The organism is Herbiconiux sp. VKM Ac-1786, assembly GCF_015350805.1.
Classification (GTDB): Bacteria; Actinomycetota; Actinomycetes; order Actinomycetales; family Microbacteriaceae; genus Herbiconiux.
Map to the genome: position 1 here is coordinate 1414040 of NZ_JADKSG010000002.1, position 26495 is coordinate 1440534.

At 71.9% G+C, this 26495-nt stretch carries 28 protein-coding genes; 10 read left to right on the forward strand and 18 right to left on the reverse strand.

Going from position 1 to position 26495, the window contains the following annotated elements:
• Positions 1-20: 20 nt before the first annotated feature.
• Complete coding sequence (locus ITJ64_RS17740; RefSeq protein ID WP_370545253.1) at positions 21-1493, forward strand: flavin-containing monooxygenase; 1473 nt, start codon at positions 21-23, stop codon at positions 1491-1493.
• On the opposite strand, the gene ITJ64_RS17745 is transcribed toward ITJ64_RS17740, so the two are convergent.
• Complete coding sequence (locus ITJ64_RS17745; protein WP_194681990.1) at positions 1490-2914, reverse strand: cation:dicarboxylate symporter family transporter; 1425 nt, start codon at positions 2912-2914, stop codon at positions 1490-1492. The genes ITJ64_RS17740 and ITJ64_RS17745 overlap by 4 nt on opposite strands.
• A gap of 118 nt (positions 2915-3032) precedes the next feature.
• On the opposite strand from ITJ64_RS17745, the gene ITJ64_RS17750 reads away from it, so the two are divergent.
• The 3 genes from ITJ64_RS17750 (at position 3033) to ITJ64_RS17760 (ending at position 5921) form a co-directional block, all read left to right on the forward strand.
• Positions 3033-4637: an ATP-binding protein gene (locus ITJ64_RS17750; protein ID WP_228508729.1), complete on the forward strand. Its 1605-nt coding sequence runs from the start codon at positions 3033-3035 to the stop codon at positions 4635-4637.
• A complete protein-coding gene (locus ITJ64_RS17755; RefSeq protein ID WP_194681991.1) occupies positions 4634-5335 on the forward strand; it encodes a response regulator in 702 nt (233 codons plus the stop codon). The genes ITJ64_RS17750 and ITJ64_RS17755 overlap by 4 nt, the downstream gene beginning before the upstream one ends.
• Before the next feature lie 142 nt (positions 5336-5477).
• Entirely contained in the window at positions 5478-5921 is a 444-nt protein-coding gene (locus ITJ64_RS17760; protein ID WP_194681992.1) for a hypothetical protein, read from the forward strand.
• Here the strand turns inward: ITJ64_RS17760 and ITJ64_RS17765 are convergent.
• The 3 genes from ITJ64_RS17765 to ITJ64_RS17775 are packed head-to-tail and all read right to left on the reverse strand — an operon-like array spanning position 5854 to position 8476.
• Positions 5854-6693 carry a MetQ/NlpA family ABC transporter substrate-binding protein gene (locus tag ITJ64_RS17765; RefSeq protein ID WP_194681993.1) on the reverse strand — a complete coding sequence of 280 codons (840 nt, stop codon included), beginning with the start codon at positions 6691-6693 and terminating at the stop codon, positions 5854-5856. The two genes, ITJ64_RS17760 and ITJ64_RS17765, sit on opposite strands and share 68 nt — an antisense overlap.
• Positions 6690-7481, reverse strand: a complete 792-nt coding sequence (locus tag ITJ64_RS17770; protein WP_370545254.1) for a methionine ABC transporter permease — start codon at positions 7479-7481, stop codon at positions 6690-6692. The genes ITJ64_RS17765 and ITJ64_RS17770 overlap by 4 nt, the downstream gene beginning before the upstream one ends.
• On the reverse strand, positions 7478-8476 hold the full coding sequence (locus ITJ64_RS17775; protein ID WP_194681994.1) for a methionine ABC transporter ATP-binding protein: 999 nt from the start codon (positions 8474-8476) through the stop codon (positions 7478-7480). Before ITJ64_RS17775 ends, ITJ64_RS17770 begins: the two co-directional genes overlap by 4 nt.
• Positions 8477-8552: 76 nt before the next feature.
• Here ITJ64_RS17775 and ITJ64_RS17780 point away from each other — a divergent pair, with 76 nt between their 5' ends.
• Entirely contained in the window at positions 8553-8705 is a 153-nt protein-coding gene (locus ITJ64_RS17780) for a hypothetical protein (protein WP_194681995.1), read from the forward strand.
• A complete protein-coding gene (locus ITJ64_RS17785; protein WP_370545255.1) occupies positions 8702-9109 on the forward strand; it encodes a PPOX class F420-dependent oxidoreductase in 408 nt (135 codons plus the stop codon). Before ITJ64_RS17780 ends, ITJ64_RS17785 begins: the two co-directional genes overlap by 4 nt.
• 271 nt (positions 9110-9380) lie before the next feature.
• On the opposite strand, the gene ITJ64_RS17790 is transcribed toward ITJ64_RS17785, so the two are convergent.
• The 3 genes from ITJ64_RS17790 to ITJ64_RS17800 are packed head-to-tail and all read right to left on the reverse strand — an operon-like array spanning position 9381 to position 11307.
• Complete coding sequence (locus tag ITJ64_RS17790) at positions 9381-9563, reverse strand: hypothetical protein (RefSeq protein ID WP_194681996.1); 183 nt, start codon at positions 9561-9563, stop codon at positions 9381-9383.
• Positions 9560-10729: a Vms1/Ankzf1 family peptidyl-tRNA hydrolase gene (locus ITJ64_RS17795; protein WP_194681997.1), complete on the reverse strand. Its 1170-nt coding sequence runs from the start codon at positions 10727-10729 to the stop codon at positions 9560-9562. The genes ITJ64_RS17790 and ITJ64_RS17795 overlap by 4 nt, the downstream gene beginning before the upstream one ends.
• A complete protein-coding gene (locus ITJ64_RS17800) occupies positions 10726-11307 on the reverse strand; it encodes a DJ-1/PfpI family protein (RefSeq protein WP_194681998.1) in 582 nt (193 codons plus the stop codon). Before ITJ64_RS17800 ends, ITJ64_RS17795 begins: the two co-directional genes overlap by 4 nt.
• Before the next feature lie 151 nt (positions 11308-11458).
• Here ITJ64_RS17800 and ITJ64_RS17805 point away from each other — a divergent pair, with 151 nt between their 5' ends.
• The gene (locus ITJ64_RS17805; protein WP_194681999.1) at positions 11459-12097 is read left to right on the forward strand and encodes a 3'-5' exonuclease; all 639 of its coding nucleotides are present in this window, start codon (positions 11459-11461) and stop codon (positions 12095-12097) included.
• Positions 12098-12254: 157 nt separating this feature from the next.
• The gene (locus tag ITJ64_RS17810) at positions 12255-12437 is read left to right on the forward strand and encodes a hypothetical protein (RefSeq protein ID WP_194682000.1); all 183 of its coding nucleotides are present in this window, start codon (positions 12255-12257) and stop codon (positions 12435-12437) included.
• Positions 12438-12705: 268 nt separating this feature from the next.
• Here the strand turns inward: ITJ64_RS17810 and ITJ64_RS17815 are convergent, their stop codons facing one another.
• Positions 12706-14181 (reverse strand): MDR family MFS transporter, encoded by a 1476-nt coding sequence (locus tag ITJ64_RS17815; protein ID WP_194682001.1) that lies wholly within the window; start codon positions 14179-14181, stop codon positions 12706-12708.
• A 218-nt stretch (positions 14182-14399) separates the two neighbouring features.
• On the opposite strand from ITJ64_RS17815, the gene ITJ64_RS17820 reads away from it, so the two are divergent.
• Positions 14400-14840 carry a MarR family winged helix-turn-helix transcriptional regulator gene (locus tag ITJ64_RS17820; protein ID WP_194682002.1) on the forward strand — a complete coding sequence of 147 codons (441 nt, stop codon included), beginning with the start codon at positions 14400-14402 and terminating at the stop codon, positions 14838-14840.
• Between the two features lie 42 nt (positions 14841-14882).
• On the opposite strand, the gene ITJ64_RS17825 is transcribed toward ITJ64_RS17820, so the two are convergent.
• From ITJ64_RS17825 to serA, 4 genes are read right to left on the reverse strand one after another with little or no spacing between them, the layout of a single operon-like run.
• Positions 14883-15659: a fumarylacetoacetate hydrolase family protein gene (locus ITJ64_RS17825; protein WP_194682003.1), complete on the reverse strand. Its 777-nt coding sequence runs from the start codon at positions 15657-15659 to the stop codon at positions 14883-14885.
• Positions 15656-16771 (reverse strand): branched-chain amino acid aminotransferase, encoded by a 1116-nt coding sequence (locus ITJ64_RS17830; RefSeq protein WP_194682004.1) that lies wholly within the window; start codon positions 16769-16771, stop codon positions 15656-15658. Before ITJ64_RS17830 ends, ITJ64_RS17825 begins: the two co-directional genes overlap by 4 nt.
• 13 nt (positions 16772-16784) lie before the next feature.
• Positions 16785-17861, reverse strand: coding sequence for a 3-isopropylmalate dehydrogenase (locus ITJ64_RS17835; protein WP_194682005.1), 1077 nt, complete (start codon positions 17859-17861; stop codon positions 16785-16787).
• Positions 17862-17918: 57 nt separating this feature from the next.
• The gene (gene serA, locus ITJ64_RS17840; RefSeq protein WP_194682006.1) at positions 17919-19508 is read right to left on the reverse strand and encodes a phosphoglycerate dehydrogenase; all 1590 of its coding nucleotides are present in this window, start codon (positions 19506-19508) and stop codon (positions 17919-17921) included.
• A gap of 63 nt (positions 19509-19571) precedes the next feature.
• Here serA and ITJ64_RS17845 point away from each other — a divergent pair, with 63 nt between their 5' ends.
• Complete coding sequence (locus tag ITJ64_RS17845; RefSeq protein ID WP_228508731.1) at positions 19572-19970, forward strand: DoxX family membrane protein; 399 nt, start codon at positions 19572-19574, stop codon at positions 19968-19970.
• Positions 19971-19979: 9 nt separating this feature from the next.
• On the opposite strand, the gene ITJ64_RS17850 is transcribed toward ITJ64_RS17845, so the two are convergent.
• Genes ITJ64_RS17850 through ITJ64_RS17875 form a run of 6 tightly spaced genes read right to left on the reverse strand, consistent with a single transcriptional unit; the run spans position 19980 to position 26353 of the window.
• Positions 19980-20315 (reverse strand): hypothetical protein, encoded by a 336-nt coding sequence (locus ITJ64_RS17850; protein WP_194682007.1) that lies wholly within the window; start codon positions 20313-20315, stop codon positions 19980-19982.
• Positions 20312-20833, reverse strand: coding sequence for a hypothetical protein (locus tag ITJ64_RS17855; protein WP_194682008.1), 522 nt, complete (start codon positions 20831-20833; stop codon positions 20312-20314). The genes ITJ64_RS17850 and ITJ64_RS17855 overlap by 4 nt, the downstream gene beginning before the upstream one ends.
• Before the next feature lie 24 nt (positions 20834-20857).
• Positions 20858-22951, reverse strand: coding sequence for a glycogen debranching N-terminal domain-containing protein (locus ITJ64_RS17860; protein ID WP_194682009.1), 2094 nt, complete (start codon positions 22949-22951; stop codon positions 20858-20860).
• 44 nt (positions 22952-22995) lie between these two features.
• Positions 22996-23907: a carbohydrate ABC transporter permease gene (locus ITJ64_RS17865; protein WP_194682010.1), complete on the reverse strand. Its 912-nt coding sequence runs from the start codon at positions 23905-23907 to the stop codon at positions 22996-22998.
• Positions 23904-25067 carry a carbohydrate ABC transporter permease gene (locus tag ITJ64_RS17870; RefSeq protein ID WP_194682011.1) on the reverse strand — a complete coding sequence of 388 codons (1164 nt, stop codon included), beginning with the start codon at positions 25065-25067 and terminating at the stop codon, positions 23904-23906. The genes ITJ64_RS17865 and ITJ64_RS17870 overlap by 4 nt, the downstream gene beginning before the upstream one ends.
• 44 nt (positions 25068-25111) lie before the next feature.
• Entirely contained in the window at positions 25112-26353 is a 1242-nt protein-coding gene (locus tag ITJ64_RS17875) for an ABC transporter substrate-binding protein (protein ID WP_194682012.1), read from the reverse strand.
• Between the last annotated feature and the right edge of the window lie 142 nt (positions 26354-26495).

Here is a 26495-nt window from a genome sequence, read left to right on the forward strand (position 1 = left end):
GCGTTGACAAGGAGGTCGTCGTGCACACCGTGGACGTGGTGGTGGTCGGCGCAGGGCTCGCGGGCGTGGGGATGGCCGCACGGCTGCGGCGCGCGCATCCGGAGCTCGAGCTCGTCGTGCTCGAGGGGCGTTCGGCCATCGGCGGCACGTGGGACCTGTTCCGCTACCCGGGCGTGCGCTCGGACTCGGACATGCACACGCTGGGCTACCCGTTCCGGCCGTGGACCGACGAGCGGTCGATCGCGCCGGCGGGGGTCATCCGCGACTACGTGCGGAGCACGGCGGAGGCGGAGGGGCTGCTGCCGCTCATCCGGTTCGGGCAGCGGGTGACGGGCGCCGCCTGGAGCAGCGCGGACGGACGGTGGCGGGTCGAGGTCTCAGGCGGCGAGCCCGTCGAGTGCCGCTTCCTGGTGCTCTGCACGGGCTACTACCGCTACGAGGCGGGCTACACGCCCGAGCTCCCGGGGCTCGACGACTTCGCGGGGCGGCTCGTGCATCCGCAGCACTGGCCCGAGGGCCTTGACGTCGCGGGCCGGCGGGTCGTCGTGGTCGGCAGCGGGGCCACGGCGGTCACGCTGGTGCCGGCGCTCGCCGAGGCGGGCGCCCGGGTGACGATGCTGCAGCGCTCGCCGAGCTACGTGGGCGCGGTGGCCTCGCGTGACGCCTTCGCGAGACGGGTGGGGCGGATGCTCCCGCCGGCCGCCGCGCACCGGGTCGTGCGGGCGAAGAACGTGGCCGTCTCGACCGCGATCTACCGCTTCGCGCGACTGCGCCCGGCGGCGATGCGGGCCATCCTGCTGCGACGGGCCGCCGCCGCGCTGCCCCCCGGCTTCGACCTGGGACACTTCAGCCCGCGCTACGACCCGTGGGACGAGCGCCTGTGCGCCGTGCCGGACGGCGACCTGTTCGGCGCGCTCTCGGGCGGGCGGGCCGAGGTGGTCACCGACCGCATCGCCCGGGTCGTGCCCGAAGGCGTCGAGCTCGTGTCGGGGCGGATGCTCGGGGCCGACGTTCTGGTGACCGCGACGGGGCTCGTGCTGCAGCCGCTCGGCGGCATCCGGCTCACCGTCGACGGCGACCCCGTCGACGTCTCGACGAGGTATGCCTATCGCGGAATGATGCTCTCGGGCGTGCCGAACCTGGCCTTCACCATCGGCTACGTCAACGCCTCGTGGACCCTGAAGACCGACCTCGTCGCCCGCTACGTCACGCGCCTGATCACCCGCCTCGCCCGCACCGGCGCCGCCTCCGTCACCCCGCAGCCGCCCCCGGAGGCGCGCGCGCCCGCGAGCGCCACCGCCGAAGGCGCGCCCGCCCCCGTGCCGGGCGAGGCCGAGCCCATGCTCGGCCTCGCCTCCGGCTACTTCCGCCGCGGCACCCATCTCCTCCCACGCCGAGGACGTCGCGGCCCCTGGCGCGTGCACCAGGACTACCTCCGCGACGTCCTCTCCCTGTCCCACGGCTCCCTCCGCCGCGGCCTCCGCTACCGCTAGCGGCGGGCGGGGGTCGCGGGCTCCTCGAGGGGGCCGACGATGGCGGCGACGGCCGCCGTGGTGGGGCGCTGCTCTCGGGCGACCTCCGCCTGCTCGTCGGCGCCGAGGTGGTCGTCGGCGCTCATGGTCGTCTCGTCGAAGGGGCGCTCCCCGGCCAGCACGGCGGTGAGCTGCTCGCGGTCGAGCTCCTTCGTCCAGGTGCCGACGAGCAGCGTGGCGACGGCGTTGCCGGTGAAGTTCGTCAGCGCGCGGGCCTCCGACATGAAGCGGTCGATGCCGACGATCACGCCGACGCCGTCGACGAGGTCGGGGCGGTGCGCCTGCAGGCCGCCGGCGAGGGTGGCGAGTCCGGCTCCGGTGACGCCCGCCGCACCCTTGGAGGCCAGCATCATGAACAGCAGCAGCGAGATCTGCTCCCCCAGCGCCAGCGGGGTTCCCATCGCGCTGGCGATGAACAGCGACGCCATCGTCAGGTAGATCGCCGTGCCGTCGAGGTTGAACGAGTACCCGGTCGGCACCGTGATGCCGGCGACGGGCTTGGAGACGCCGACGTGCTCCATCTTGGCGATCAGGCGGGGCAGCACGACCTCGCTCGAGGAGGTCGAGACGATCAGCAGGTACTCCCGGCCGAGGTACTTCATGAGCTTGAAGATGTTCACCCGCGCGACCGCCCAGAGCAGCGAGCCGAGCACGACCACGATGAACAGCGCGCAGGTGATGTAGAACGCGATCATCAGCGTGCCGAGGCTGATGATGGCCTGGAATCCGGTGGCCCCCACGACCGCCGCGATGGCGCCGAAGGCCCCGATTGGAGCGACCCACATGATCATGCCGAGGATGCGGAACACCAGCGCCTGGATCTGCCGGATCGCCCCGAGGATCGGAGCGCCCTTCGCCCCCATCTTCTGCAGCGCGAACCCGACGAGCAGCGCCACGAACAGCACCTGCAGGATGTTGCCCGCCGTCAGTGACGACAGCAGCGAGGTCGGGATGATCCCCAGCACGAACGCGGTCGGGTCGCTCGACTCGGCCGAGTCGGGCGCCTCGTACGTCGTCGCGCCGATCATCAGGCCCTCGCCCGGGTGGATGATGTTGCCCACGAGGAGCCCGATCCCGAGCGCGAAGGTCGACATCACGATGAAGTAGCCGAGCGCGAGCCCGCCGACCTTGCCGACGGTGGCGGCCTTCGCGATCGAGCCGACCCCGAGCACGATCGTGCAGAAGATGATCGGGGCGATCATCATCTTGATCAGCCCCACGAAGGCCTCGCCGATCGGCTTCAGGCCGACCGCGAACTGCGGGGCGAGCAGGCCGACCGTGGCGCCGGCGATCACGGCGACGATGACGGCGATGTACAGGTAGTGCGACGAGTCGATGCGCCGCCGCTTGGTGCGCGGGGCGGTGCCGGTGTGGAGCGCCATTGCTTCCTCTTCCTCGAGATCCGTCCGGGTCACATCGGTGCCCGGTCGACCCAGGATGCGCGCGCGGCCGCTCCCGCCTGGCATTGTGTTCATACTGGTCACGAGAGGCGAGGGCGACATGATCCGACGGTGGAGCATCGCGGCGAAGCTGTTCGCCCTGCAGCTCGTCGTCATCCTCGCCCTCACCGCCGCCGCGGTGCTGCTCAGCTGGGCGGATGCGCGGGCCGACGTCGAGCGCGACGCGGCCGCCCGCTCGCTGGCCGTCGCCGAGACCCTCGCCCAGGACCCGTTCGTGCAGGACGGCGTGCAGAGCGCCGACCCCACCGCCGTGCTGCAGCCCTACGCGGCCGACGTGATGCAGGCGGCCGGCATCGACTTCGTCACCATCATGGGCCCCGACCGCATCCGCTTCACCCACCGCGATCCCGCCGAGATCGGCCGGCCGTTCCTCGGCAACATCGATCGGGCGCTGGCCGGCGAGGCCTTCACCGAGACCTACACCGGCACCCTCGGCCCCTCCGTACGGGCGGTCGTGCCCATCGAGAGCGACACCGGCGACGTCGTGGCGCTCGTCTCGGCCGGCATCACGGTCTCGGCCACCCAGGTCGTGCTCGGCACCCGCATCGCGACCGTGCTGGTGGCCGCGGCCGCCGCGCTGCTGCTCGGCGCACTCGCGTCCTGGGCGCTCAGCCGCTACCTCCGGCGGGTCACCTGGGGCCGCGGCGCCGAGGAGATGAGCCGCATGTTCGCCTACTACGAGGGGGTGCTGCACTCCATCGGCGAGGGCCTGGTGCTGCAGAACGCGAACCGCGACGTCGTGCTCTACAACGACCGCGCGGCCGAGCTGCTCGGCCTGCCTCCGTCGCCCCGCCGTCAGGCTCCGGATGCGCGGCCGCAGCCGCTCGCCCGCCTCACCCTGCCCGAGCCGCTGTCCGAGGTGCTGGCGTCCGACGCCGTGGCGGTCGACGAGATCGTGATCACGCCGACGCACGTGCTGGTGCTCGACCGCGACCGCATCGTGCCGGGGCCGGAGGGCGGAGCATCCGCTCGGGTGATCGGAACCGTCACCACGCTGCGCGACCACACCCGCCTGCAGGAGCTGACCGGCGAGCTGGCGACCATGACCACGCTCTCGGACGCGCTGCGCTCGCAGGCGCACGAGTTCGCGAACCGGCTGCACACGATCATCGCGCTGATCGAGCTCGACCGGCCCGCCGAGGCCGCCGAGCTCGCCACGGGCGAACTGGCGATCAGCCAGCAGCTCGCCGACCGCCTGCTCACCGCGGTCGAGGAGCCGGTGCTGCTCGCCCTGCTGCTCGGCAAGTCGGCGCAGGCGGCCGAGCGCGGCATCGGCTTCGAGGTGGGCATCCCGTCGCGGGTCGGCGGCGGCGCGCTGCCCCCGCAGGAGCTGATCACGATCGTCGGGAACCTGATCGACAACGCCTTCGACGCCGTCGCCGGCACCCCTGACCCGGTCGTGTCGGTCGACATCGACGGCGACGACCCCGCGCTCCTCGTGATCGAGGTCTCCGACAGCGGCGCCGGGCCCGACCCGGCGGCGGCCCGCGGGCTGTTCGAGTTCGGCGCCACGACGAAGACGGTGACGGATGCCCGCTCCACCGGCCGCGGCATCGGCCTCGCCCTGGTGCGGCAGTCGGTCGCGCGTCTCGGCGGCCGCATCGCGGTCGACGGCTCGCGCTTCACGGTGGAGCTGCCGCGGTGAGCGCGATCCGGGTGCTGGTCGTCGAGGACGAGCCGCTGACCGCGGAGGCGCACGCCGCCTACGTCGGGCGCCTCGAGGGCTTCGAGCTGGCGGGGGTGGCCGGCACGGGGTCGGCGGCGATCCGGGCGCTGCGGGCGGCGGCGGGTGCCGGGCAGCCGGGCATCGACCTGATCCTGCTCGACGTGAACCTGCCCGACACGACCGGCATCGAGCTGTGCCGGCACCTGCGCGCCTCGGGCATCGAGACCGACGTCATCGCGGTCACCGCGGTGCGCGACGCCGCCGTGGTGCGCTCGGCGGTGTCGCTCGGCATCGTGCAGTACCTGATCAAGCCCTTCACCTTCGCGTCGTTCGCCGAGAAGCTCGGGGCCTACCGCGACTACCACTCCCGGCTCGCCGACTCCGTGGTCACCGACCAGTCGGAGATCGACTCGTCGTTCGCGGCACTCCGCTCCTCGACGGGCGGCGACCTGCCCAAGGGCCTGACCGCGGCGACGCTCGGCCAGGTGCGCGAGGTGCTGCGCTCGGCCGCGCCGGCGGGCCTGTCGGCGACCGAGCTCGGCGCCCGGCTGTCGCTGTCCCGCGTGACCGCCCGGCGCTACCTCGAGCACCTCACCGACACGGGGGCCGCCCTGCGCGGCCAGCGCTACGGCGCCCCCGGCCGCCCCGAGGTGGAGTACCGCGCCGCCGCGCGCTGATCCGCGTCGCCGCGCCCTCTCCGGGCGCCTTCTGCCACGTGCTCCGGGGCACTGTCAAGCCACCTGCCGCCCCCGAGCGGCCGCCCTAGCGTCGCCGATACACGGAGACGACCGTCTCCCCACCTGTCTGGAGGACAACACCATGGCTGCGAAATGGATCGCACGGATTCTCGGCATCGTCGTCGCCCTGCTGGCGATCATCGGACTGTTCATCGAGGGCGAGCACCTCGGCGGATTCGCCAACGTCGACCTCACACTCGACATCGCCCGCATCGTGATCGCGGCCGCGCTGCTCTGGGTCGGCTTCGGCCGGGTCAGCCGGGCGGCGCTCGCGACGGTGCTCGGCATCGTCGGGGTGGGCTACATCCTGATGGCCGTGCTCGCGTTCGTCGACTCGACGCTGTTCGGCGTGCTGCCGACCGGCTTCACCGGCTTCGACATCGGCTTCCACCTCGTCTCCGGCATCCTGGCGCTCGTGGGCGCCTTCCTGCCGCTCCGCGACGACGCCGCCCGACGCGTCAGTCGACGGGGACGATCAGGCCCTGCCAGGTCTCGTCGATGTAGTCCTTCGTCCGCTGGTCGGTGAGCAGCTCGTAGAGCTTCGCGATCCGCGGGTCGTCCTTCAGGTCCGGGCTCGTCGCGAGGATGTTGTAGTAGTCGCTGTCGGTCGTCTCGAGGATGATCGCCTGGTCGCTCGTGAGGCCGGCCGGCAGCGCGAACGAGGCGGTCACGAACGCGGCGTCCGAGTCGGGAACGGCCAGCGCGAGGCTGGCGTTCTCGATCTCGGTGAACTCGAAGTCGCTCGGGTTCGAGGTCACGCCGTCGAGGTTCGTCACGCCGTCGGCCACCTCGATCAGGCCCTGAGCGGCGAGCAGCTTGAGGGCACGGCCCTCGTTGGTCGGGTCGTTCGGGATGGCGATCTTCGCTCCCTGCGGCAGCTGCTCCACGCTCGAGATCTTGTCGGAGTAGAAGCCGGCGGCCGGCAGGTAGACCTGTCCGGCGCTCACCAGGTCGCCCCCGGACTGCGTGTTGTAGGTGTCGAGGAAGGTCGCGTTCTGGAACAGGTTCGCATCGGTGCTGCCGTCGGTCAGCGCCGGGTTCGGCGTGTTGTAGTCGGTGAACTCCACGAACTCGATGTCGAGCCCGGCCTCCTCGGCCAGGTTGTCCTGCACCCAGTTCAGGATGTCGCCGGCCGGCACGGCGAGCGCACCGACCTTGACGGTGCCGAGCCCGTCGCCGGCGGAGGTGCCGGCATCGCTCGAGCTCGAGCAGGCCGCCAGCGAGGCGGTGAGGGTGGCCGCCGCCACGAGGGCGAGGGCTCGGAGGATGGTGCGCGGGCGGCGTGCTGTGCTGCTCATGGTGCGGCTCCTTCGGAAGGGGTGAGGGCGGTGCGGGAGGTGCGGGTGCGGGAGGTGCCCGTGCGGGCTCGCCGGCCGTCGGCGCCGCCGCGGTGCGAGACCCGCACGGCGATGCGGCTGAGCACCAGCTGCACGAGCTGCACGATGGCGAACAGGATGATCACGACGAAGACGATGTGGATCCAGCTGTAGCGCTGGAAGCCGTAGGTGATGGCGACGTTGCCGAGTCCGCCGCCGCCCACCACGCCGACCATGGCCGAGAAGTTGATGATCGAGGTGATGGTGGTCGAGACGCCGAGCAGGATGGCGGGCATCGACTCGCTCAGCAGCACCCGCCGCACCAGCTGCCAGCGGGTGGCGCCGAGCGCATCCGCCGTCTCGTAGAGCCCGGGGGCCACGTCGTTCACGGCGATCTCGACCATGCGGGCGAAGAACGGGATGGCGATGATCGTCAGCGGCACGATCGAGGCCGTGGTGCCGACGAAGGTGCCGATCAGCCAGCGGGTGAAGGGGATCAGGGCGATCATCAGGATGATGAAGGGCACCGAGCGCCCCACGTTGACGACGAAGCCGAGCACGCGGTTCACGGTGCGCGCGACCCACACGGGGCCGAGCGCCCGCTCGAGGAACGCGCCCTTCTCGGTGCCGACCAGCAGGATGCCGAGCGGCAGGCCGATCACGATCGTGAGCACCGTCGCGACACCCACCATGTAGAGGGTCTCGCCGGTGCCCTTCAGCAGCACCTCGGCGAGGTTCGACCAGAAGTCCGGGGAGTCGTAGTCGATCACGCGGCCTCACCGCCGCGCAGCCAGTCGACGATCAGGCCCTGCCGGCGGAGGTCGGCGACCACGGCGGCCGCGGCCTCACCCTGCACGGGGAGGCTCAGGCGCGTGCGCCCGGCCTGGGTTCCGCCGATGCGTTCGACGACGGCGCCGAGGATGCTCACGTCGAGCCGGTGCTCGCGAGCCAGCTGGGCGATCACCGGGCGGTCGGCGGTGCCGCCCGCGAAGGTGATGTCGATGACGGTGGGGCCGTCGCCCGGCCCCGGCGCGGCGAGCGGGAAGAGCTGACCGGCGAGGGCGGAGCCCGGCGTGCGCAGCAGCTCGACGAGCCGGCCCTGCTCGACGATGCGACCGTGCTCCATCAGGGCGGCGGAGGCGCAGATGCGCTTGACGACGTCCATCTCGTGGGTGATCAGCAGCACCGTGAGGTGGAGCTCGCGGTTCAGCCGCGCGATCAGGTCGAGGATCGACTCCGTCGTCTCGGGGTCGAGCGCGCTCGTCGCCTCGTCCGAGAGCAGCACCTTCGGCCGGGCGGCGAGCGCGCGGGCGATGCCGACGCGCTGCTTCTGCCCGCCCGAGAGCTGCGCCGGGTAGGCGCGGCCGCGGTCGGCGAGGCCCACGAGGTCGAGCATCTCGGATGCCCGGCCGGCCCGCTGGCCCCGCGGCACCCGCGCCGCCTCGAGCGCGAACTCCACGTTCTGCTGCACCGAGCGGTTGGCGAGCAGGTTGAAGTGCTGGAAGACCATGCCGACCTGCCGGCGCGCGGCGCGGAGCGCCGAGCCGTTCAGGCTCGTCAGCTCGGTGCCGGCCACGGAGACCGAGCCCGAGTCGGGCCGCTCCAGCAGGTTCACGGTGCGCAGCAGCGTGCTCTTGCCGGCGCCCGAGCGCCCGACGACGCCGAACACCTCGCCCTCGGGCACCTCGATGCTCACGTCGTCGAGGGCGCGCACGGCCGACGGCCCGTGGCCGTAGCTCTTCTGCAGGTGCTGCACCGTGATCATCCGTCGATCAGACCATCGAAGCGACGGTCACGGCCAATCACGGTTACGTCGTGTGACGCGGAGTAGGGTCGCGGACATGAGCGACGAGAAGCGTGACTGGGTGGCCGAACACGAGCACGAGCATCCGGAGACCCCCGACGAGCAGGAGGCCGCGAAGGTCTCACCGGCGCAGGGCGAGCTGGCGGCCGAGCTGCGCAGCATCCGCGCCGTCGGCGAGGACAGGCGGTGACCGGGGAGGCCACCGCTCCCCCGCTGCTCGCGCTCGGCGACGAGCACTTCGTGTCGCTGACGACCTTCCGGAAGTCGGGCGTGCCCGTCTCGACCCCGGTCTGGATCGTGCGCGACGGCGACACCCTGCTCGTCACGACGCCCGACGGCACCGGCAAGGTCAAGCGCCTGCGCAACGACCCGCGCGTCGAGCTCCGACCGTGCAGCCGCATGGGAGCGGTGAAGGAGGGCGAGCCCGCCCGCCTCGGCCTGGCCGAGATCGAGCGCGACGCCGCCTCGGTGAAGCGCGGCGGCGGGCTGTTCCAGCGGAAGCACCCGCTGGAGTACCGCGTGTTCATGCTCGTGGAGCGCATCGCGGCGAAGCGGCAGAAGCCGCGCGTGATGCTCCGCATCCGCCCGGCCTGACGGCCGCCGACGTCGACGGCCGAGGCCGCCTCGACGAGTACGCGGGAACCCGGGCACCGGCCCGGACGCACAGCGCCCTCTTCGCCCGCACCATTCGGGTAGTACCTCGCCCGGCTGCCCGCGATCACGATCGCGTCGCTCACGATGATGTCGATGTTCGGGCTGCAGCGTCCCTCCGCGGAGCGATCGCCGGGAATCTCGCCGCTTTCGAGATGACCTCGTCGATCCCTGCGCGTACGCTCCGGACGGAGAATCGGGGGGTCCGCCGCCACTACGGTCGGCGACCCCCCGATTCTCCGTCCGTGACGCACACGCCGAGCAGCACGACGCCGTCATAGCCTCCGTCGACGACGATCACCGAGGCCCGCCCGGCCAGCCGGCGCAGGTAGCCGGTCAGCTCGGGCAGGCCCGCGTCGCTCGTCCAGCGCAGCGGGAGGACGTCGTCGAGCGTCACTCCTCCCCGGGCACCGGCGGGCCCGTGCGCCAGCGCAGCACGGCGGCCACCCCGGAGGGCAGCGATCCCGAGACGTCGTCCTGGGCATCCGGAGCCTCGCGGCTGTCGGTGAACAGCACCGTCGCGTCGGTGAGCACCGCCGCGCGGCTGAGCGCGATCGGGGCGGGTACGCGGTCGAGCACCTCGGCGCCGAGGGCGTCCTCGGAGGCGGCGGCCACCCAGGGCTCGCTCGCCAGGGCGAGCAGCTCGTGCTCGCGCAGGCGCTCGGCGTCGATCAGGAGGGTGTCGACCTGCGCCGAGGCGAGGGCGTGCACGACACCGCCGAGCGTGCTCTCGACCCGGTTGTCGCCGCGGCCCTCGTGCAGCGCGACGAGATCGAGCACGGCCTTCTTGTCGTCGGCCAGGATGCGCGCGATCTCCGCGTCGAGGTGCTCGTCGAGCGCCTCGCTGCTCGCCCCGTCGGCGTGGGTGTCGACGGGCACCACCGTCAGGATGGCACGCGACTCGGCCGAGAGCTCGCCCTCCGGCAGCTGCCGGGCACGGATGTCGCCCGCGATCGTGAGCAGCCGCGGCCGGTTCTCGTGCACGACGCGGTCGATCGTGGTCGCGAGCTCGGACTGGGTGCGCCGCCAGATCTCCTCGGTGTGGTTCTGCAGGCGGTCGTGCCGCCAGCCGCCGCCCTTGATCTTGTGCAGCGTGTCGGTGCGCCCCTGCTGCGCCTCGTCGACGACGGGCTCGACGTCGCCGAGCCGGTGCAGCCGGATCTCGCCGCCGTCGCGGGACGTCTCGACCACCACGTACGCGAAGTCGCCCGGCCGGTGCTCGAGCAGCGGTACCAGGTCGGGCACCGGCTGGTACGCGACGATCTCGGGCTCGGTGGCGCGGCCGGGCAGCAGCGCCTGCACCACCACCTCGCCGTCGTGCACGAGCACGAAGAGGCAGCGCTCGCCGCCCGCGGGGTCGGCGGTCGCCATGGCGTCGGCGACTGCCTCGACGTCGGCCTCGGGCGCACCGGCGGCCGCGAGCCGGTCGGTGGCGCTGATCCGCCGCTCCTCGTTCACCTGGGGCGGGTCGGCGGTGTCGACCGAGATGTCGAGGTAGACCTGCGACCAGGGTCCGGATGCCCGGTACACCGCTGCGGGCAGGGCCGCCGTCTCCAGCGTCATTCCTCGGCCTGCCGGCTGCTCGGCGTCTCGGCGAACACCCGCACGAGCTCGCGCGTGAAGTCCTCCATGTCATCGGGGGTGCGCGAGGTGACGAGCGTCCAGCCGCCGACGTCGTCGACCTGCACGGGCTCGTCGACCCAGTCGGCGCCGGCGTTGATGATGTCGGTCTGCAGCGAGGGGTAGCTCGTGAGGGTCTTCTCGGCGAGCTGGCCCGTCTCGACGAGCGCCCAGGGGCCGTGGCAGATGGCGGCGACCGGCTTGCCGGCGTCGATGAACGCGGCGACGAGGTCGATGCCGTCCTCCTCGAGCCGGAGCTTGTCGGCGTTGATGGTGCCGCCCGGGATGATCAGGGCGTCGAACTCGTCGGCCGAGACCTTTCCGATGAGGGCGTCGGGGGTGAAGCTGCGACCCGGGTCCTTGTCGCCGACGAGCGACTGCACCGGGGAGTCCTCCACCGCCACGATCACCGGGTCGCCGCCGGCGTCCTCCACCGCCTGCCGGGGGGCGGCGAGCTCGGCCTCCTCGACTCCGTAGTTCGTGACGAGCAGTGCGATCCTCTTGCCGTCGAGTGCGGGCATGATGCGTCCTTTCCTCTTCTGAACCGGTGTTTCACCACCGAGGGAACTCCTCGTGCCGGTGGTCGCAAGGGGCTTGACGGACGCGTCCCTGACCGTCGTGGGAGTGTCGCGGGCTCCGGTGTCGGCGGCTCCGGCTAGTGTCGCCAGCACCATGAGCAGCACCGGATTCGCGACCATCGACTTCGAGACCACCGGGCTGTTCGCGGCGGGAGACGACCGCGCCGTCGAGATCGCGGTGGTGCACTCCGACCCCGACGGCACGATCACCGGTCGGTGGGACACGCTGATCGACCCGGGGCGCGGCCCCGGCCCCACGCGCATCCACCGCATCACCGCCGAGCACCTCGCGGGCGCGCCGAGCTTCGGCGACATCGCGCCCGAGCTGCTCGGGCTGCTCTCGGGGCGGGTGCTCGTGGCGCACAACGTGTCGTTCGACCAGCGGTTCCTGCTGGCCGAGCTGGCGCGCATCGGGTACCGGCTCGAGAGTCCGCCGGTGTCGCTGTGCACCATGCAGCTGGCGCGGCACTACCTGCCGGGCCTGCGGCGAGGGCTGTCGAGCTGCTGCGAGGTGCTCGGCATCGACCTCGAGGGGGCGCACCGGGCATCCGTCGACGCGCTGGCGACCGCGAAGCTGCTCGGGGCGTACATGGCGCACACCGACGACCGCTCGGGGTGGCACGCGCTGGCGGCGAGCGCCGCCGCCCGGCCGCTGCCGGCGCTGCCGTCGCGCGGGGTGGCGTGGTACCCGCGGGAGCGCGCGGGCGAGCCGCTGGCGCTGCGGTTCGGCTGAACGTGGCCCACGGGCGACGGTGCCGCAAGCCCCTGCGGGCGGGCGCGGGGTGTGTCTAGCGTGAGGTCGTGAGCGATCCGGGCACCGCCGCCGACACGGGACGGAGCTCGGTCTGACGCCGCACACCGCACCCCGCACACCGATGGAAGGACACGCCATGACCGACAGCGGACCCCAGGACAACCCGCAGAACCACGACCTGATCGAGGGCGACGCCGGAGTCGACAAGCCCTCGCAGGCCGAGGGCAGCGAGGAGCAGGCCGACCAGGCGCAGCCCGCGCCCGGCCAGGGCGGCGGCAGCGAGGCCGACGAGGCCGAGACCCTCGGCGGCCACGACTGAGCAGCACCCTCACCGGCGGGCACGGGTGAGTGCTCGCAGTGAGCGGTGGCGGTGGGACGGCGGGAGTCGTAGGGTCGGCGGCATGTCAACGATGCCTCCGCCCGACGTTCCGCCCGACGCTCCCACTCCCCCGCCCGGCGCTCCAGGCGAGCCGCCCCAGGCGCCGCCCGAGCCGCCGCAGTTCCAGCGCTAGGGCCGAGCCCCACGCACGACGAAGGGCGCCGAGCTTCACGCTCGGTGCCCTTTCGCGCGCGGTCGGGAGCTGTGCCTAGTGCATCGGCGCGGCGGCCGGGGCGCCCTCGGGCATCCGCTCGCCCTCGTCGGCCGTCTCGGCCGGACGCCGCACGAACAGCGCCGCCACCACCCCGAGCACCGAGATGATCGCGCCGCACAGGAACGCGGCCTGGATGCCCGACGCCGTCGCCGCGACCTGCGTGGCCCCGGCCGTCAGGCGCTGCGCGGTGACGCTGGCCATCAGCGCCACGAAGAGCGCGGTGCCGGCTGCTCCCGCGAGCTGCTGCACGGTGCCGATGATGGCCGAGCCGTGCGAGTACAGCCGAGGGGTGAGCGAGCCGAGGCCCGCGGTGAACAGCGGCGTGAACATGAACGCGAGCCCGGCGCTGAGCGCGATGTGCGCCCCGAGCACGAACCACACCGAGGTGTTCTGGTCGACCATCGTGAGGCCCCAGAGCACGAGGCTCACGGTGATGGCGCCGGGGATGACGAGCGGCCGCGGCCCGACCCGGTCGTACAGGCGGCCGACGAACGGCGCGAGCACGCCCATCACGAGCCCGCCCGGCAGCAGCAGCAGACCGGTGGCGAGCGGGTCGAGCCCGAACACGCCCTGCAGCAGGAACGGCAGCACGATGATGGTGCCGAACAGCGCCATCATGCTCACCGCCATCAGCAGGATCGACACCGTGAAGGTGCGCGAGCGGAAGGTGCGCAGGTCGAGCAGCGCCTTGTCGCGGCGCTGCAGCGCGAGCTGGCGCAGCACGAAGGCCCCGAGCGACGCGATGCCGACGATCAGCGGCAGCCAGCTCGACAGGAAGGTCGCGCCGGCCCCGCCGAGGGTGCTGAGGCCGTAGACCAGTCCGCCGAATCCGAGGGCCGACAGGATGATCGACCCGACGTCGATCGGCACCCGACGTGGCTCGGTGACGTTCACGACCCGCAGGGCGCCGAGCAGCAGCGCGCCGAGGGCGATCGGCAGCACGAGGATGAACATCCACCGCCAGGACAGGGTGCTGAGGATGATGCCCGAGATGGTCGGGCCGATCGCGGGGGCGACCGAGATGACGATCGAGATGTTGCCCATCGTGCGCCCGCGCACCGCCGGCGGCACGAGGGTCATCACGGTGGTCATGAGCAGCGGCATCATGATCGCGGTTCCGCTGGCCTGCACGACGCGGCCGACGAGCAGCACCTCGAAGCCGGGCGCCATCGCGGCGATCAGCGTGCCGAGCGAGAACAGCGACATGGCGGCGATGAAGATCGGGCGCGTGTTGAAGCGCTGCAGCAGGAAGCCGGTGATCGGGATGACCACCGCCATCGTGAGCATGAAGGCGGTCGAGAGCCACTGCGCCGCCACCTCGGTGATGCCGAGGTCGGTGACGAGGTGCGGGATGGCCACGCCCATGATCGTCTCGTTCAGGATGACGACGAAGGCCGAGACGAGCAGGAGGTTGATGACGAGGCGGTCGCGTGGTGCGACGCGCGTCTCGGAGGGAGCGGTTGCGGTCATGAAGATCCCGTCTGAGCATGCGGAAGGCGGAAGGGCGCTTGGGAGGCAACGTCGGCACACGATCGTTCTATTCCCCCGGAACGGCCGACGTAAGTGAACAGTGTACACATTCTCGATCACCCGCGCGAGGTGCGGGCGATTCTCGAGCGGCGGACCGCGATCCGGTGAGGCGTGTGGGAGACTTCCGGTACTCCACCCGGTGACCGAAGGCCTCCCGAATGACGAACAGCACCGGCTCCGACCGAGCCGAGATCGCCGCGCGACTCGCCGTCGCGGTCGGGCGACTGAACCGCCGCATCCGGCCCGCCGGCGAGCTGACCCCGGGTCAGGTCTCGGCGCTGTCGATCATCGTGCGGCAGGGTCCGATCCGCCCGGGCGACATCGCCCGCGCCGAGCGGGTGGCCGCGCCCACCATCACGCGACTGCTCACCGAGCTCGAGAACCGCGCCCTGATCACCCGCAGCGCCGACCCGGGCGACGGCCGCTCGTTCTTCGTCACGGCCACCGAGGCCGGCTCGGTCGCCATCGCGACGGCCCGCCGGCAGCGCGCCGAGCGGGTGCTGGCGCTGTTCGACGAGCTCGACCCCGAGCAGATCGAACGCCTCGGCGAGGCCCTCGACGCCCTCGAGCTGGTCGCCGACAGCACCACCGCCGACTAGAGCGGCCCGCGCGACGGCGCGACCACCCGCACCAGCCGGCGCCTAGAGCACCGGGTTCGAGAGCACCCCGATGCCCGCGATCTCGATCTCCACGGTGTCGCCCGCCTCGATCGCCGCGACGCCCGCCGGCGTGCCGGTGAGGATGACGTCACCCGGCAGCAGCGTGAACACCGACGAGGCGTAGGCGACGATCTCGGCCACCGAGTGGATCATGTCGGTGACCGGCGCGCTCTGAGCGAGCACCCCGTTCAGCCGCGTCTCGACCGTCGCGGCGGCGAGGTCGAACTCGGTCTCGATCACGGGCCCGAGCGGGCAGAAGGTGTCGAAGCCCTTGGCGCGCGTCCACTGCCCGTCGCTCTTCTGCAGGTCGCGGGCGGTGACGTCGTTGGCGATCGTGTAGCCGAAGACGACGCTCGCGGCGTCGGCCACCCGCACGTTCTTGGCGATGCTGCCGATCACGACGGCGAGCTCGCCCTCGAAGTCGACCCGGGTCGACTGGGCCGGCCGCACGATGCGGTCGCCCGGGCCGATCACCGAGGTGTTCGGCTTCAGGAACATCAGCGGCTCGGCCGGCGCCGCGCCCGTGTCCATCTCGGCGACGTGATCGAGGTAGTTCTTGCCGATTCCGATCACCTTCGAGCGAGGGATGACCGGGGCGAGCAGCGTCGCCTCGGCGAGCGGCACGCGCTCCCCCGTGGTGTCGAAGCCGGCGAACATCGGGTCGCCGTTCAGCACGACGAGCTCGGGCACCCCCGCGTCGCTCTCGTCGAGGATGCCGAAGGTGATGGCGCCCTGGTGGCTGAACCGTGCGATCTTCATGCGTCGAGCCTAGTCAGCCAGCCGTGGCGGTCGGCGACGCGGCCGTACTGGATGTCGGTCAGCTCCTGCCGGATCGACATCGTCAGCTCACCGGCCGCCGCGTTCTCGTCGCCGATCACGCCGTCGGCCGACTTCAGCGCCGAGATCGGCGTGATGACGGCGGCGGTGCCGCAGGCGAACACCTCGGTGATCGACCCGTCGGCGACGCCCTGGCGCCACTCCTCGACCGTCACGTCGCGCTCCTCCACGGTCAGCCCGCGGTCCTTCGCGAGCTGGATGATGCTGTCGCGGGTGATGCCCTCGAGGATGGTGCCGGTCAGGCGCGGGGTGACGATCCTCGTGCCGCCGTCGTGCACGAAGAAGATGTTCATGCCGCCGAGCTCGTCGATGTGGGTGCCGGTCTCCCCGTCGAGGAAGAGCACCTGCGCGCATCCGTTCTCATAGGCCTCCTGCTGCGGCAGCAGCGATGCCGCGTAGTTGCCGCCGCACTTGGCCGCGCCCGTGCCGCCGCGGCCGGCGCGCGAGTACTCGGTCGACAGCCAGATCGACACGGGGGCGACGCCGCCCGTGAAGTAGGCGCCTGCGGGGCTCGCGATGACGTAGTAGGCCACGCGCTGCGAGGGCCGCACGCCGAGGAACGACTCGTTCGCGATCATGAACGGGCGGATGTACAGGCTCGTCTCGGGCGCGCTCGGCACCCAGGAGCCATCGACGGCCACGAGCTGCTTGAGCGACTCGATGAAGTCCTCGGTGGCGAGCTCGGGCAGGGCGAGGCGCCGGGCGGAGCGCTGCAGCCGCTCGGCGTTCTTCGAGGGCCGGAACGTCCAGATCGAGCCGTCGGCGTGACGGTAGGCCTTCAGGCCCTCGAAGATCTCCTGGGCGTAGTGCAGCACGGCCGCCGAGGGGTCGAGCATCAGCGGGCCGTACGGGACGACCTCGGCGTCGTGCCAGCCGTTCTCGATCGTCCAGTCGATCTTCACCATGTGGTCGGTGAAGTGCTTGCCGAAGCCGGGGTCGGCGAGGATGACCTCCCGCTCCGCCTCGTCCCGAGCCGCCTGCGAGGGCGTGAGCTCGAACGTCAGGGGGAAGGTGGAGGACTCTGCGATGGTCATGGGCTGTCTTTCGTCAGTGGGTCGAAGGAGTGTCTGAGGCGCCGAGGGCCGTCACCACGGCGTCGCCGATCTCGGCGGTCGTGCGCGCCGGCCGCCCGTCCCGAGCGGCGATGTCGGCGACCACGGCGGTGCGCACGCGGCCGGCCGCATCCGTCAGCCCGAGGTGGTCGAGCAGCAGCGCCGCCGAGAGGATCGCGGCGGTGGGGTCGGCCTTCTGCTGGCCGGCGATGTCCGGCGCGGATCCGTGGACCGGCTCGAACATCGAGGGGAACGCGCCGTCGGGGTTGATGTTGCCCGAGGCCGCCAAGCCGATGCCGCCGCTGATCGCGCCGGCCAGATCGGTGAGGATGTCGCCGAAGAGGTTGTCCGTGACGATGACATCGAATCTAGCAGGGTCGGTGACCAGGAAGATGGTCGCGGCGTCGACGTGCAGGTAGTCGACGGCCACGTCCGGGAAGGTGGCCCCCACCTCGTCGACGACGCGCTTCCAGAGCCCGCCCGCGAACGTGAGCACGTTGGTCTTGTGCACGAGCGTCAGCTTCTTGCGACGAGCGGATGCCCGGGCGAACGCGTCGCGGACGACCCGCTCCACCCCGTACGCGGTGTTGATCGACACCTCGTTGGCGATCTCGTGCGGCGTGCCGGTGCGGATGGCGCCGCCGTTGCCGACGTAGGGGCCCTCGGTGCCCTCCCGCACGACGACGAAGTCGACCTCGCCGTGCTCGGCGAGCGGCGAGGGGACACCCGGATAGATGACCGTGGGGCGGAGGTTGACGTAGTGGTCGAGCGTGAAGCGCAGCTTCAGCAGCAGACCCCGCTCGATGTTCGCGTCCTTCAGCCGCGGGTCGCCGGGCACGCCGCCGACGGCACCCAGCAGGATGACGTCGTGCGCCGCGATGGCGGCGAGGTCGTCGTCGGTGAGCACGTCGCCCGTCTCGAGGAAGCGGGCGGCCCCGAGCGAGAAGTGCGTCTTCTCGAACTCCACGCCCGCGCCGGGCGCCACCGCGTCGAGCACCTTGACGGCCTCGGCGACGACCTCCGGCCCGATGCCGTCACCGGGGATGAGCGCGAGCTTGATGGTTCGTTCCATGCGCCCAGCTTATTGCCGCGCGGACGCGCGGACCGCGCCGAGCGGCGGCGCCGCGGCTCAGGCGGTGATGTCGACCTCGACCATGACGTCGGCCTCGATCGCGTCGCGGAGCGCGTCGAGCAGCCCGTCGGGCACGGGCGAGTCGACGGTCAGCACGCTGAGCGCCTTGCCGCCGGCCTCGTGCCGGGCGATCTGCATGCCCGCGATGTTGACCTGCGCCTCGCCGAACTCCTTGCCGTAGACCGCGACGATGCCGGGGCGGTCGGTGTAGAGCATGACGATCAGGTGCTTCGCGAACGGCACCTCGACGTCGTAGCCGTTGATCTCGACGATCTTCTCGATCTGCTTCGAGCCCGTCAGGGTGCCCGAGACCGAGACCTGCGAGCCGTCGCTGAGGGCGCCGGTGAGCGTGATGACGTTGCGGTACTCGGCCGACTCGGGGTCGGTGATCAGGCGCACGGCGACCCCGCGCTGCTCGGCGAGGAGCGGCGCGTTGACGTAGGACACGGTCTCGCTGACGACGTTGGTGAACACGCCCTTCAGCGCCGCGAGCTTCAGCACGCTGACGTCGTAGTCGGCGAGCTCGCCCTTGACGATCACGTCGACGCTCGTGAGCGGGCTGCCGGCGAGCCCGGAGAAGACCTGGCCGAGCTTCTCGACGAGGGCGATGCCGGGGCGCACGTACGGGTCGATGACCCCTCCGGCGACGTTCACGGCATCGGGCACCAGCTCGCCCGACAGCGCGAGGCGCACCGACTTGGCGACCGAGACGCCGGCCTTCTCCTGGGCCTCGTCGGTCGACGCCCCGAGGTGCGGGGTGACGACGACGTTCGGCAGGGCGAGGAGCGGCGAGTCTGTCGGCGGCTCGCTGACGAACACGTCGAGGCCGGCCCCCGCGATTGTCTTGGAGGTCAGGGCGCGGTGGAGCGCATCCTCGTCGATCAGGCCGCCACGGGCGACGTTCACGATGAAGGCGGTGGGCTTCATCAGGGCCAGCTGCTCGTCGGAGATCATGCCCGTGGTCTCGGGCGTCTTCGGCATGTGGATGGTGATGAAGTCGCTCTGCGCGAGCAGCTCGTCGAGGGTCACGAGGGTGACGCCGAGCTGCTGGGCGCGGGCGCTCGTGACGTAGGGGTCGTAGGCGATGACGTTCACGCCGAAGGCCTGAAGGCGCGCGGTGATCAGCGCGCCGATGCGGCCGAGGCCGATGATGCCGACCGTCTTCTCGAACAGCTCGACGCCGGTGTAGGCGGAGCGCTTCCACTGCCCCTGCGCCAGCGCGGCGTGCGCGGCGGGGATGTGGCGGGCGAGGCTCAGGATGTGCCCGACGGTGAGCTCGGCGGCCGAGACGATGTTCGAGGTGGGCGCGTTGACGACCATGACGCCGGCGGTGGTGGCCGCCTTGATGTCGACGTTGTCGAGACCGACGCCGGCGCGGGCGACGACCTTCAGCACGGGAGCGGCCGCGATGGCCTCCGCGTCGACCTTCGTGGCCGAGCGCACGAGCACCGCGTGGGCGTCGGCGAGGGCGGCCAGCAGTGCCGGACGATCGGTGCCGTCGACGGAGCGCACGTCGAAATCGGGCCCGAGGGCGTCGACGGTGGCGGGGGACAACTCTTCGGCGATCAGCACGACCGGCTTCGACACGGGGCGGGTCCTTCGGTTCATCGGCGGGGAACCCGTCCAGCGTAGTGCAGGCGGAATGGGCCGATGGACTTCATGACGTCGGGCGTCGTCCTCGACGTGCTCCGCCTGCTGATCGCCGCCGTCTTCGTGCTGATGGGGGTGAATCACTTCGTGCCGCGCTCGGCTCGCACCATGGCCGCGATGATGCCGCCGCGGATGCGCGGGACGGGCATCCTGGCCCCGCTGAACCTGGTCTACCTCACCGGCGTGTGCGAGATCGCGGGCGGGCTGGGGCTCGTCTTCCCGCCGACCCGGATCGCCGCGGGCATCGCCCTCGTGGTGTTCCTCGCGGCCGTGTTCCCGGCGAACGCCTACGCGGCGACGCGGCGCGACCGCTTCGGCTCGCTCGCGGTGCCGTTCGTTCCGCGGCTGATCGCGCAGCTCGTGCTGGCGGCGCTGATCCTGCTGGTGGCCTTCTTCTAGCCCCGCCGGCTAGAGCGAGACCAGGCTCAGCGAGACCACCGACACCACCGCGAAGCCGACGGCGAAGACGACTGCCCGCTCCCAGGTGCGGAGCGTCCGGCCGACGAGGAGCGCCACGAGGTACACCACGATGGGCACCACGGCATAGCCGATGATCAGCGCCCAGAGCCCGGTGTCGGGCGAGGTGCCGTAGCTGTTCAGCAGCGAGACGACGCCGATCAGGTTCGCCAGCCCGCCCCACAGGTGGTACGCGTACAGGAACGCGAAGATCACCGCGACCGCCCAGCCGGACTTGCCGAAGGTGCGGAACCCGCGCTTGGGAGCGACCGGCGCCGCGGCGGTCATGCCCCGCCCCCGATCAGGAACGGCCAGGGCACGAGCACGAGCACTCCGATCACGAGCCAGAGGAAGCGGTACCGCAGGTCGCGGCGCTGCGTCACGAGCAGCGTCGCCACGAACCACAGCGGCGCGGCGGCGATCGCGAGCGTGCGCGCGATCAGGTCGCTGAACACCCCGAAGGTCACGACGGTCGCCATCTCGTAGCGGCTGAAGAACACGACCCAGCCGATCGTGTAGAGCAGGTAGACCCCGCCGAGCACGCCGAGACCGATCAGTGCGGCCGAGCTCAGCTGAGCGGATGCGCGTTCCGCCTCCTCGAGCTCGCGATCCGCCGCCCGGTCCTCCGCGTCCTCGGCCTCGTCGAGCACCGTGCGGGGTGCCGCGGGTGCCGACTCGCCCCGGCGCGGGCCCCGCCCGCGCGGAGCCGCCGGCGCGCCCGGTCCGCCCGGCACGCCCTCGGGCGCGAGGGTCGGGTCGTCGTCCCCGGCCCACCCCAGGGCCTCGTCGTCGCGCGCGTCGCTCATGCCCTCACCCTACCGGGGGCGGGGTCAGGGCAGCAGCGGTTCCGCGGTGGCGGCGCCCGGGGTCGCGACGACGCGGAACGGGCGGCCCGCGACACGGAGGCCGTCGAGCGTCACGTGCCCGAGGGCGGCGTCGGCGAGCGGCGCCACGAGGAGGGTCGTGCGGTCGGGCGCGGGACGCGCATCCGTCGCCGCCACCGCCACCGCCACGGCGGCCGCCGCCGACCACGCCTGCGGCCGGCACGCCGCGGGGTAGGGCGCCGGCACCGCGGTGACCGCCGCCGAGTCGCCCGAGTGCAGCTCGGGCATGCGGTAGCCGAAGCTCTCGGCCGCGCGCAGCAGCCCGCGCCCGAGCCGGGCGGCCTCGGCGCGGAAGCCCTCCCGCGCGAGCCCCTGCACGGCGATCGCCGTGTCGTGCGCCCAGACCGACCCGCCGTGGTAGCTGAGCGGCCAGAACCCGGCCGAGTCGGTGGCCATCGTGCGCAGGCCGAAGCCCGAGTCGAGCCGCTCGTCGACGAGCAGCCGGGCCACGTCGGCGGCCTCGTCGGCGTTCAGGATGCCCGTGCCGAGCAGGTGCCCGATGTTGCTGGTCAGCGTGTCGACCGGTCGCTTCGCGGCGTCGAGCGCGATCGCCGGGTAGCGGCCGCCGTCGCGCTCGATCCAGAAGGACGCCCGGAAGCGATCGGCGAGCGCAGCGGCCCAGGCCCGCCACTCGTCGCCGCCCGGCTCGCCGAACGCGTCGAGCAGCTCGGCGCCGTCGCGGGCGGCCTGGTAGGCGTAGCCCTGCACCTCGCAGAGCGCGATCGGCCCCTCGGCGAGGCGCCCGTCGCGCCACTGCACCGAGTCGCCGGAGTCCTTCCAGCCCTGGTTCGCGAGGCCGTGCCCCGTGGTGTCGGCGTACTCGAGGAAGCCGTCGCCGTCGCTGTCGCCGTGGTCGCGCATCCAGGCCAGGGCGCGCTCGAGGTTCGGAAGCAGCGGGCGCACCTCGTCGTCGGAGAGCCCCCAGCGGCGGGCCTCGGCGAGCAGCACGATCCAGAGCGCGGTGGCGTCGACGGTGCCGTAGTAGAGCGGGGGCAGCGTGATGTCCTCCCCCGGCATGGTGAGCTCGCCGGGACGGAGCTCGTGCATGATCTTGCCCGGCTGCTCGGCGGTCTCTCCCACCGTCCGCTCGCCCTGCAGCCCGGCCAGCACGCGCAGGGTCGAGGCAGCGAGCTCGGTGCCGAGCGGTAGCAGCAGGCGGGCGGCCCAGAGCGAGTCGCGGCCGAACAGGGTGAAGAACCAGGGGGCGCCGGCCGCGAGGAAGGGCTCGCCGGGGGCGCGGCTCGTCTCCATCCGCAGGGCGGAGAGGTCGTCGAGGGCGCGGCGGTTCCAGTGCGCGAGGCGGCTGTCGCCGGCGTCGACGCGGGCCGCGGCCCACTCGGCGGTTCCGGATGCGCCCGTCACGACGGCCGCCGAGTCCTCGAGGGCGAGCCCCCACGTCAGCGTGATCGTGCCGTGCGCGGGCACGACGAGCGGCCAGGCCAGGGTGATCCGGGCGGCGGGGTCGGTGGTCGCCCCGTCCGGCGCCGCCACCGCGACCGCGGCGCCGGGGGCGTCGAGCCGGGCGGTCGAGGTGCCGGACGCGAGGAGCACGGCGTCGCCCCGCTCGACGACGGTGACCGGGTCGAGGGCGGCTCGGGCATCCGGAGCCCCGTCGAGGCCCGAGCCTGCGAGCCCCGCCTTGACGATCTGCATCGGCGCGAAGTCGGCGGTGAGCGTGAGGCGCACCTCGGTGACGATCTCGTGACCGAGCGCCGAGCTGACCCGGAGCTCCTCGGCGAAGCCGCCAGGCGTCACCCGGCGGCGGAGGTCGAGGCGCACGCGCGGGTCGGCGGTGCGGTCGTCGATCGAGCGGAGGAGCGCCGTGAACACCGTGTCGGAGGCCCCGTGGGACGCCTGGGACACCGTCTCGGGCGCCGCCCCGCCCACCTCGAGCCGGAGCCCGCGCAGCACCCTCGTGTCGGAGTGGTAGACCCCGTGGATCGGGTCCGTCATCGCGCCCGAGGCCGCCGACCAGGCCTGGGTCGGCGCGGCGAGCACCACCGTGGCGTCGTTGAGGAAGGGCTGCAGGGGGTGGGACATGGCGGGGATCTCCTGGGAGGTCGACGGGGACGGGAGCACGGCGGTCATTCCTTGACGGCCCCCTCGCTGGCGTTCATGATGCGGCGCTGGAAGATGAAGAACATGACGGCGACGGGCACGGTCATGATGGCCGCGGCCGCCAGCTTCAGCGGATACTGCGTGCCCTGGCTGAGCTGCCCGGAGGCGAGTGAGGCGACGCCCTTGGTGAGCGTCGTCAGCTCGGGCGACTGGGTCGAGACGATGAAGTGCGAGAGCTCGTTCCACGAGCCCTGGAACGACAGGATCACGATGGTGATCAGCGCGGGACGGGCCATCGGCAGCACCACCGACCAGAAGATGCGGAAGGTGCCTGCGCCGTCGATGCGGGCCTGCTCCTCGACGCTCGCCGGGATCGACTCGAAGAAGTTCTTCATGATGAACACGCCGGCGGCGTCGACCAGCAGCGGGATGATCATGCCCGCGTAGGAGTCGTAGATGCCGAGCTGGTTGATCACGAGGAACTTGGGGATGAGCAGCACCACGAGCGGCACCGACATCACCGCGACGAGCCCGGCGAAGATCACGTTGCGGCCCCGGAAGTCGAGCCGCGCCAGCGCGTACCCGGCGAGGGAGGCGAGGAACACACGCCCGATGGTCACGAACACCGTCACGACCGCCGAGTTCGCGAACCAGGTCGGGAAGTCGGAGTTGAGGAACAGGCGCTCGTAGGCCGCCGTCGTCCAGGTCTGCGGGATCAGCGAGAGCGGGTCGCTCGCCGCTTCCGCGTCGGACTTGAACGAGGTGGCGACGTCGATCAGGAACGGGAAGATGTAGATGATCGCGATGACGACGAGGATGGCGTAGAGCAGCGAGGTGCTCGCGATGAAGCGGCCGCTGCGGCGGCGGCGCGGCTGCTCGGGTGCCCCGCCGGCTGCTGTCGGCGTCGCCGGGCTCAGGGTGCTCGTGGCGGCGCTCATGGCCGGCCCTCCTTGTTCGCGGTCTGGCTGCTCGCGATGCTGTACGCCCGCATCCGTCTCTTCGACACGGGTCGGTCGCGCAGCACGATGCGCTGGATGATCGTCAGCACCACGATGATCACGAACAGCACGAACGCGATCGCGGCGCCGCGGCCCCAGTCCTGGCTCTCGAACGCCGAGGTGTACGAGAGGTAGGCGGGGGTGACGGTGGTCTTGCCCGGCCCGCCCTGGGTGCCGGTGTAGATCTGGTCGAACACCTGCCAGGTGCCGATGAGGCCGAGGGTCAGCACGGTGAACAGCGTCGGCCGCAGCTGCGGCAGGGTGACCCGCCAGAAGCGCTGCCAGCCGTTGGCGCCGTCGATCATCGCCGCTTCCTGCACGTCGCCGCCGAGGTTCTGCAACGCCGCGATGAACAGCAGCATGAAGGTGCCGGAGGTCGTGAACACGGCCATCAGCACGAAGGCCGACATGGCCACGCTCGGCCCGGCCCACCAGTCCCACCACGAGACGCCGAGGGTGGTGTTCTCGGTCATCCACGCCGGACCCTGGGTGATGCCGACGGTGGCGAGCAGGTTGTGCACGACGCCCGACGGGTCCTGGAACCAGTTCGGGCCGTTCACGCCGAACCACGACAGCACCTTGTTGACGGCTCCGGATGCGCCGAAGAGGAAGAGCCAGAGCACCGTGATGGCGACCGAGCTGGTCACGCTCGGGAAGTAGAACGCGGTGCGGAAGAACCCGCGCCCCTTCAGCACCTGCCGGTTCACCAGCACGGCGAGGAAGAGCGACAGCGCCGTCTGGATGGGCACGACGAGCAGCACGTACCAGGCGTTGTTGCGGAGGGCCACGCCGAAGTCGCGTTCGGCGAGCCCGCCGCCGGCGAGGAGCTCGTCGTAGTTGTCGAGCCCGACGAAGTTCACGCCCGACGCGAAGGGGCTGCCCCGCCCCGACCAGTCGGAGAAGCTGACCCAGAGGGCCATCAGCACCGGCACGACGAGGAAGAGGCCGAGGATGATCAGCATCGGGGCGGTGAACAGCCAGCCGGCGATGCCCTCCGACTTGCGGATGCCCTTCGGCGCGCGGCGGCCCGAGGGCCTCCCGGCGCTCTTCGGGCTCCGGGGTGCCGCCGCCGTGGGCGGCACCGTCACGGATGCACTCATTCGATCCTCCTCGACCTCGTCGTCGTGATCATCGGCCGATCGCCCTACTGGACGATCGCCTCCATGTTCTTCTGCGCGGTCTCGAGGATCGCGGCCGGGTCACCGGTGGACAGAGACTCGAGCTGCGAGTTGAGGTCCTTGATCACGTCGGCCGAGCCCTCGAGCGTCGGCACGCCCTGGGCGTAGTCGGCGGAGTCGAGGAACGCGGCCTTGTCGGGGTTCTCGGTCTTCCACTGCTCGGCGGCCGACTGCACCGACGGCATCACGCCGAAGGCCTTGGCGAACTCGAGCTGCTGGTCGGTGCTCGTCAGCTTCTCGACGAGGGCGAGAGCGGCCTCCTGGTTGGGGCTGTCGGCGGCGATGCCCCAGCAGTTGCTGAACTGGAGCGTGCCCTCGCCGCCGGGGCCGGCGGGCAGGGAGGCGACGGTGTACTTCACGTCGGGGTAGTCGGCCTGCAGGCCGCCGGCGATCCAGTTGCCCTCGATGGTCATCGCGGCCTGGCCCTTGCCGAAGGCCTCGCCGCCCCAGCCGGCGCCGAGGTCGGAGGAGTACTTCGCGACGCCGGAGCTGAACAGGGACTTCACGTACTCGAGCGCCTCGACGTTCTCGGGGCTGTTCACGGTGGCCTCGGTGCCGTCCTCGTTCAGCAGGCTGCCGCCGGCCTCCGCCATGAAGGCGCCGACGCGGGCGTACTCGGGCGAGAAGGCCAGGCCCACGTGCTCGGGGGTGGTGAGCTTCTGCGCCACCGCGGTCAGCTGGTCCCAGGTGGTGGGAACGTCGGCGTCGGTGAGGCCCGCGGCCGTCCAGAGGTCGGTGTTGATGATCAGGGCGAGGGTCGAGAAGTCCTTCGGGGCGCAGTAGAACTGGCCGTCGTAGGTGAAGGAGTCGACGAGGGTCGGGTAGAAGTCGTCCTTGTTCGAGAGCTGGTCGCCGTAGGGGTAGAGCGAGCCGTTGGCGGCGTAGCCGGCGAGCGCGTCGGTCGAGACGTAGAAGACGTCGGCGGGCTTGCCGCTCGCGAAGCCCTGGCTGAGCTGCTGGTTGAGGTCGGAGGCGGTGTTCAGGGTGGCCTCGGTGCCCGACTCCTCCGACCAGGCGGCGACGGCGTCGGTGACGGCCTTGGTCTCGGCGTCGCCGCTCGAGCCGATCAGCACGGTCAGGCCGGCGCTGCCGTCCTGGGCCGCGCCGGTCTCGCCGGCGTCGTCGAAGCCCGAGCCGCAGGCCGAGAGGGTGAGTGCGGTCGCGGCGGCGAGGCCGAGCGCGACGGCGAGGGAGCTGCGTCGTTGCATGGTGTTCTCCTTGTGCAAATTTGATCGTTCAAATTCCTGCCGTCAGCCTAACCCGGGTGCCCCCGGGAAGCAACACGACCATGCCCGGCGCGGGTGTTAGCCTCGTAAAACGAACAGTCCGCCGACGTACCGGGAGGGTGAG

Excerpts from the sequence above, each read along its gene's own strand:
- ITJ64_RS17830 (WP_194682004.1), bottom strand. The coding sequence starts at position 16,771 with ATGACCATCGCAGAGTCCTCCACCTTCCCCCTGACGTTCGAGCTCACG.
- ITJ64_RS17865 (WP_194682010.1), bottom strand. The coding sequence starts at position 23,907 with ATGAGCGCCGCCACGAGCACCCTGAGCCCGGCGACGCCGACAGCAGCC.
- ITJ64_RS17835 (WP_194682005.1), bottom strand. The coding sequence starts at position 17,861 with ATGGAACGAACCATCAAGCTCGCGCTCATCCCCGGTGACGGCATCGGG.
- ITJ64_RS17805 (WP_194681999.1), top strand. The coding sequence starts at position 11,459 with ATGAGCAGCACCGGATTCGCGACCATCGACTTCGAGACCACCGGGCTG.
- ITJ64_RS17825 (WP_194682003.1), bottom strand. The coding sequence starts at position 15,659 with ATGAAGATCGCACGGTTCAGCCACCAGGGCGCCATCACCTTCGGCATC.
- ITJ64_RS17765 (WP_194681993.1), bottom strand. The coding sequence starts at position 6,693 with ATGAGCAGCACAGCACGCCGCCCGCGCACCATCCTCCGAGCCCTCGCC.
- ITJ64_RS17780 (WP_194681995.1), top strand. The coding sequence starts at position 8,553 with ATGAGCGACGAGAAGCGTGACTGGGTGGCCGAACACGAGCACGAGCAT.
- ITJ64_RS17850 (WP_194682007.1), bottom strand. The coding sequence starts at position 20,315 with ATGACCGCCGCGGCGCCGGTCGCTCCCAAGCGCGGGTTCCGCACCTTC.
- ITJ64_RS17795 (WP_194681997.1), bottom strand. The coding sequence starts at position 10,729 with ATGACGCTGGAGACGGCGGCCCTGCCCGCAGCGGTGTACCGGGCATCC.
- ITJ64_RS17870 (WP_194682011.1), bottom strand. The coding sequence starts at position 25,067 with ATGAGTGCATCCGTGACGGTGCCGCCCACGGCGGCGGCACCCCGGAGC.
- ITJ64_RS17815 (WP_194682001.1), bottom strand. The coding sequence starts at position 14,181 with ATGACCGCAACCGCTCCCTCCGAGACGCGCGTCGCACCACGCGACCGC.
- ITJ64_RS17820 (WP_194682002.1), top strand. The coding sequence starts at position 14,400 with ATGACGAACAGCACCGGCTCCGACCGAGCCGAGATCGCCGCGCGACTC.
- ITJ64_RS17875 (WP_194682012.1), bottom strand. The coding sequence starts at position 26,353 with ATGCAACGACGCAGCTCCCTCGCCGTCGCGCTCGGCCTCGCCGCCGCG.
- ITJ64_RS17855 (WP_194682008.1), bottom strand. The coding sequence starts at position 20,833 with ATGAGCGACGCGCGCGACGACGAGGCCCTGGGGTGGGCCGGGGACGAC.
- ITJ64_RS17760 (WP_194681992.1), top strand. The coding sequence starts at position 5,478 with ATGGCTGCGAAATGGATCGCACGGATTCTCGGCATCGTCGTCGCCCTG.
- ITJ64_RS17800 (WP_194681998.1), bottom strand. The coding sequence starts at position 11,307 with ATGCCCGCACTCGACGGCAAGAGGATCGCACTGCTCGTCACGAACTAC.
- ITJ64_RS17750 (WP_228508729.1), top strand. The coding sequence starts at position 3,033 with ATGATCCGACGGTGGAGCATCGCGGCGAAGCTGTTCGCCCTGCAGCTC.
- ITJ64_RS17860 (WP_194682009.1), bottom strand. The coding sequence starts at position 22,951 with ATGTCCCACCCCCTGCAGCCCTTCCTCAACGACGCCACGGTGGTGCTC.
- ITJ64_RS17775 (WP_194681994.1), bottom strand. The coding sequence starts at position 8,476 with ATGATCACGGTGCAGCACCTGCAGAAGAGCTACGGCCACGGGCCGTCG.
- ITJ64_RS17810 (WP_194682000.1), top strand. The coding sequence starts at position 12,255 with ATGACCGACAGCGGACCCCAGGACAACCCGCAGAACCACGACCTGATC.
- ITJ64_RS17745 (WP_194681990.1), bottom strand. The coding sequence starts at position 2,914 with ATGGCGCTCCACACCGGCACCGCCCCGCGCACCAAGCGGCGGCGCATC.
- ITJ64_RS17845 (WP_228508731.1), top strand. The coding sequence starts at position 19,572 with ATGGACTTCATGACGTCGGGCGTCGTCCTCGACGTGCTCCGCCTGCTG.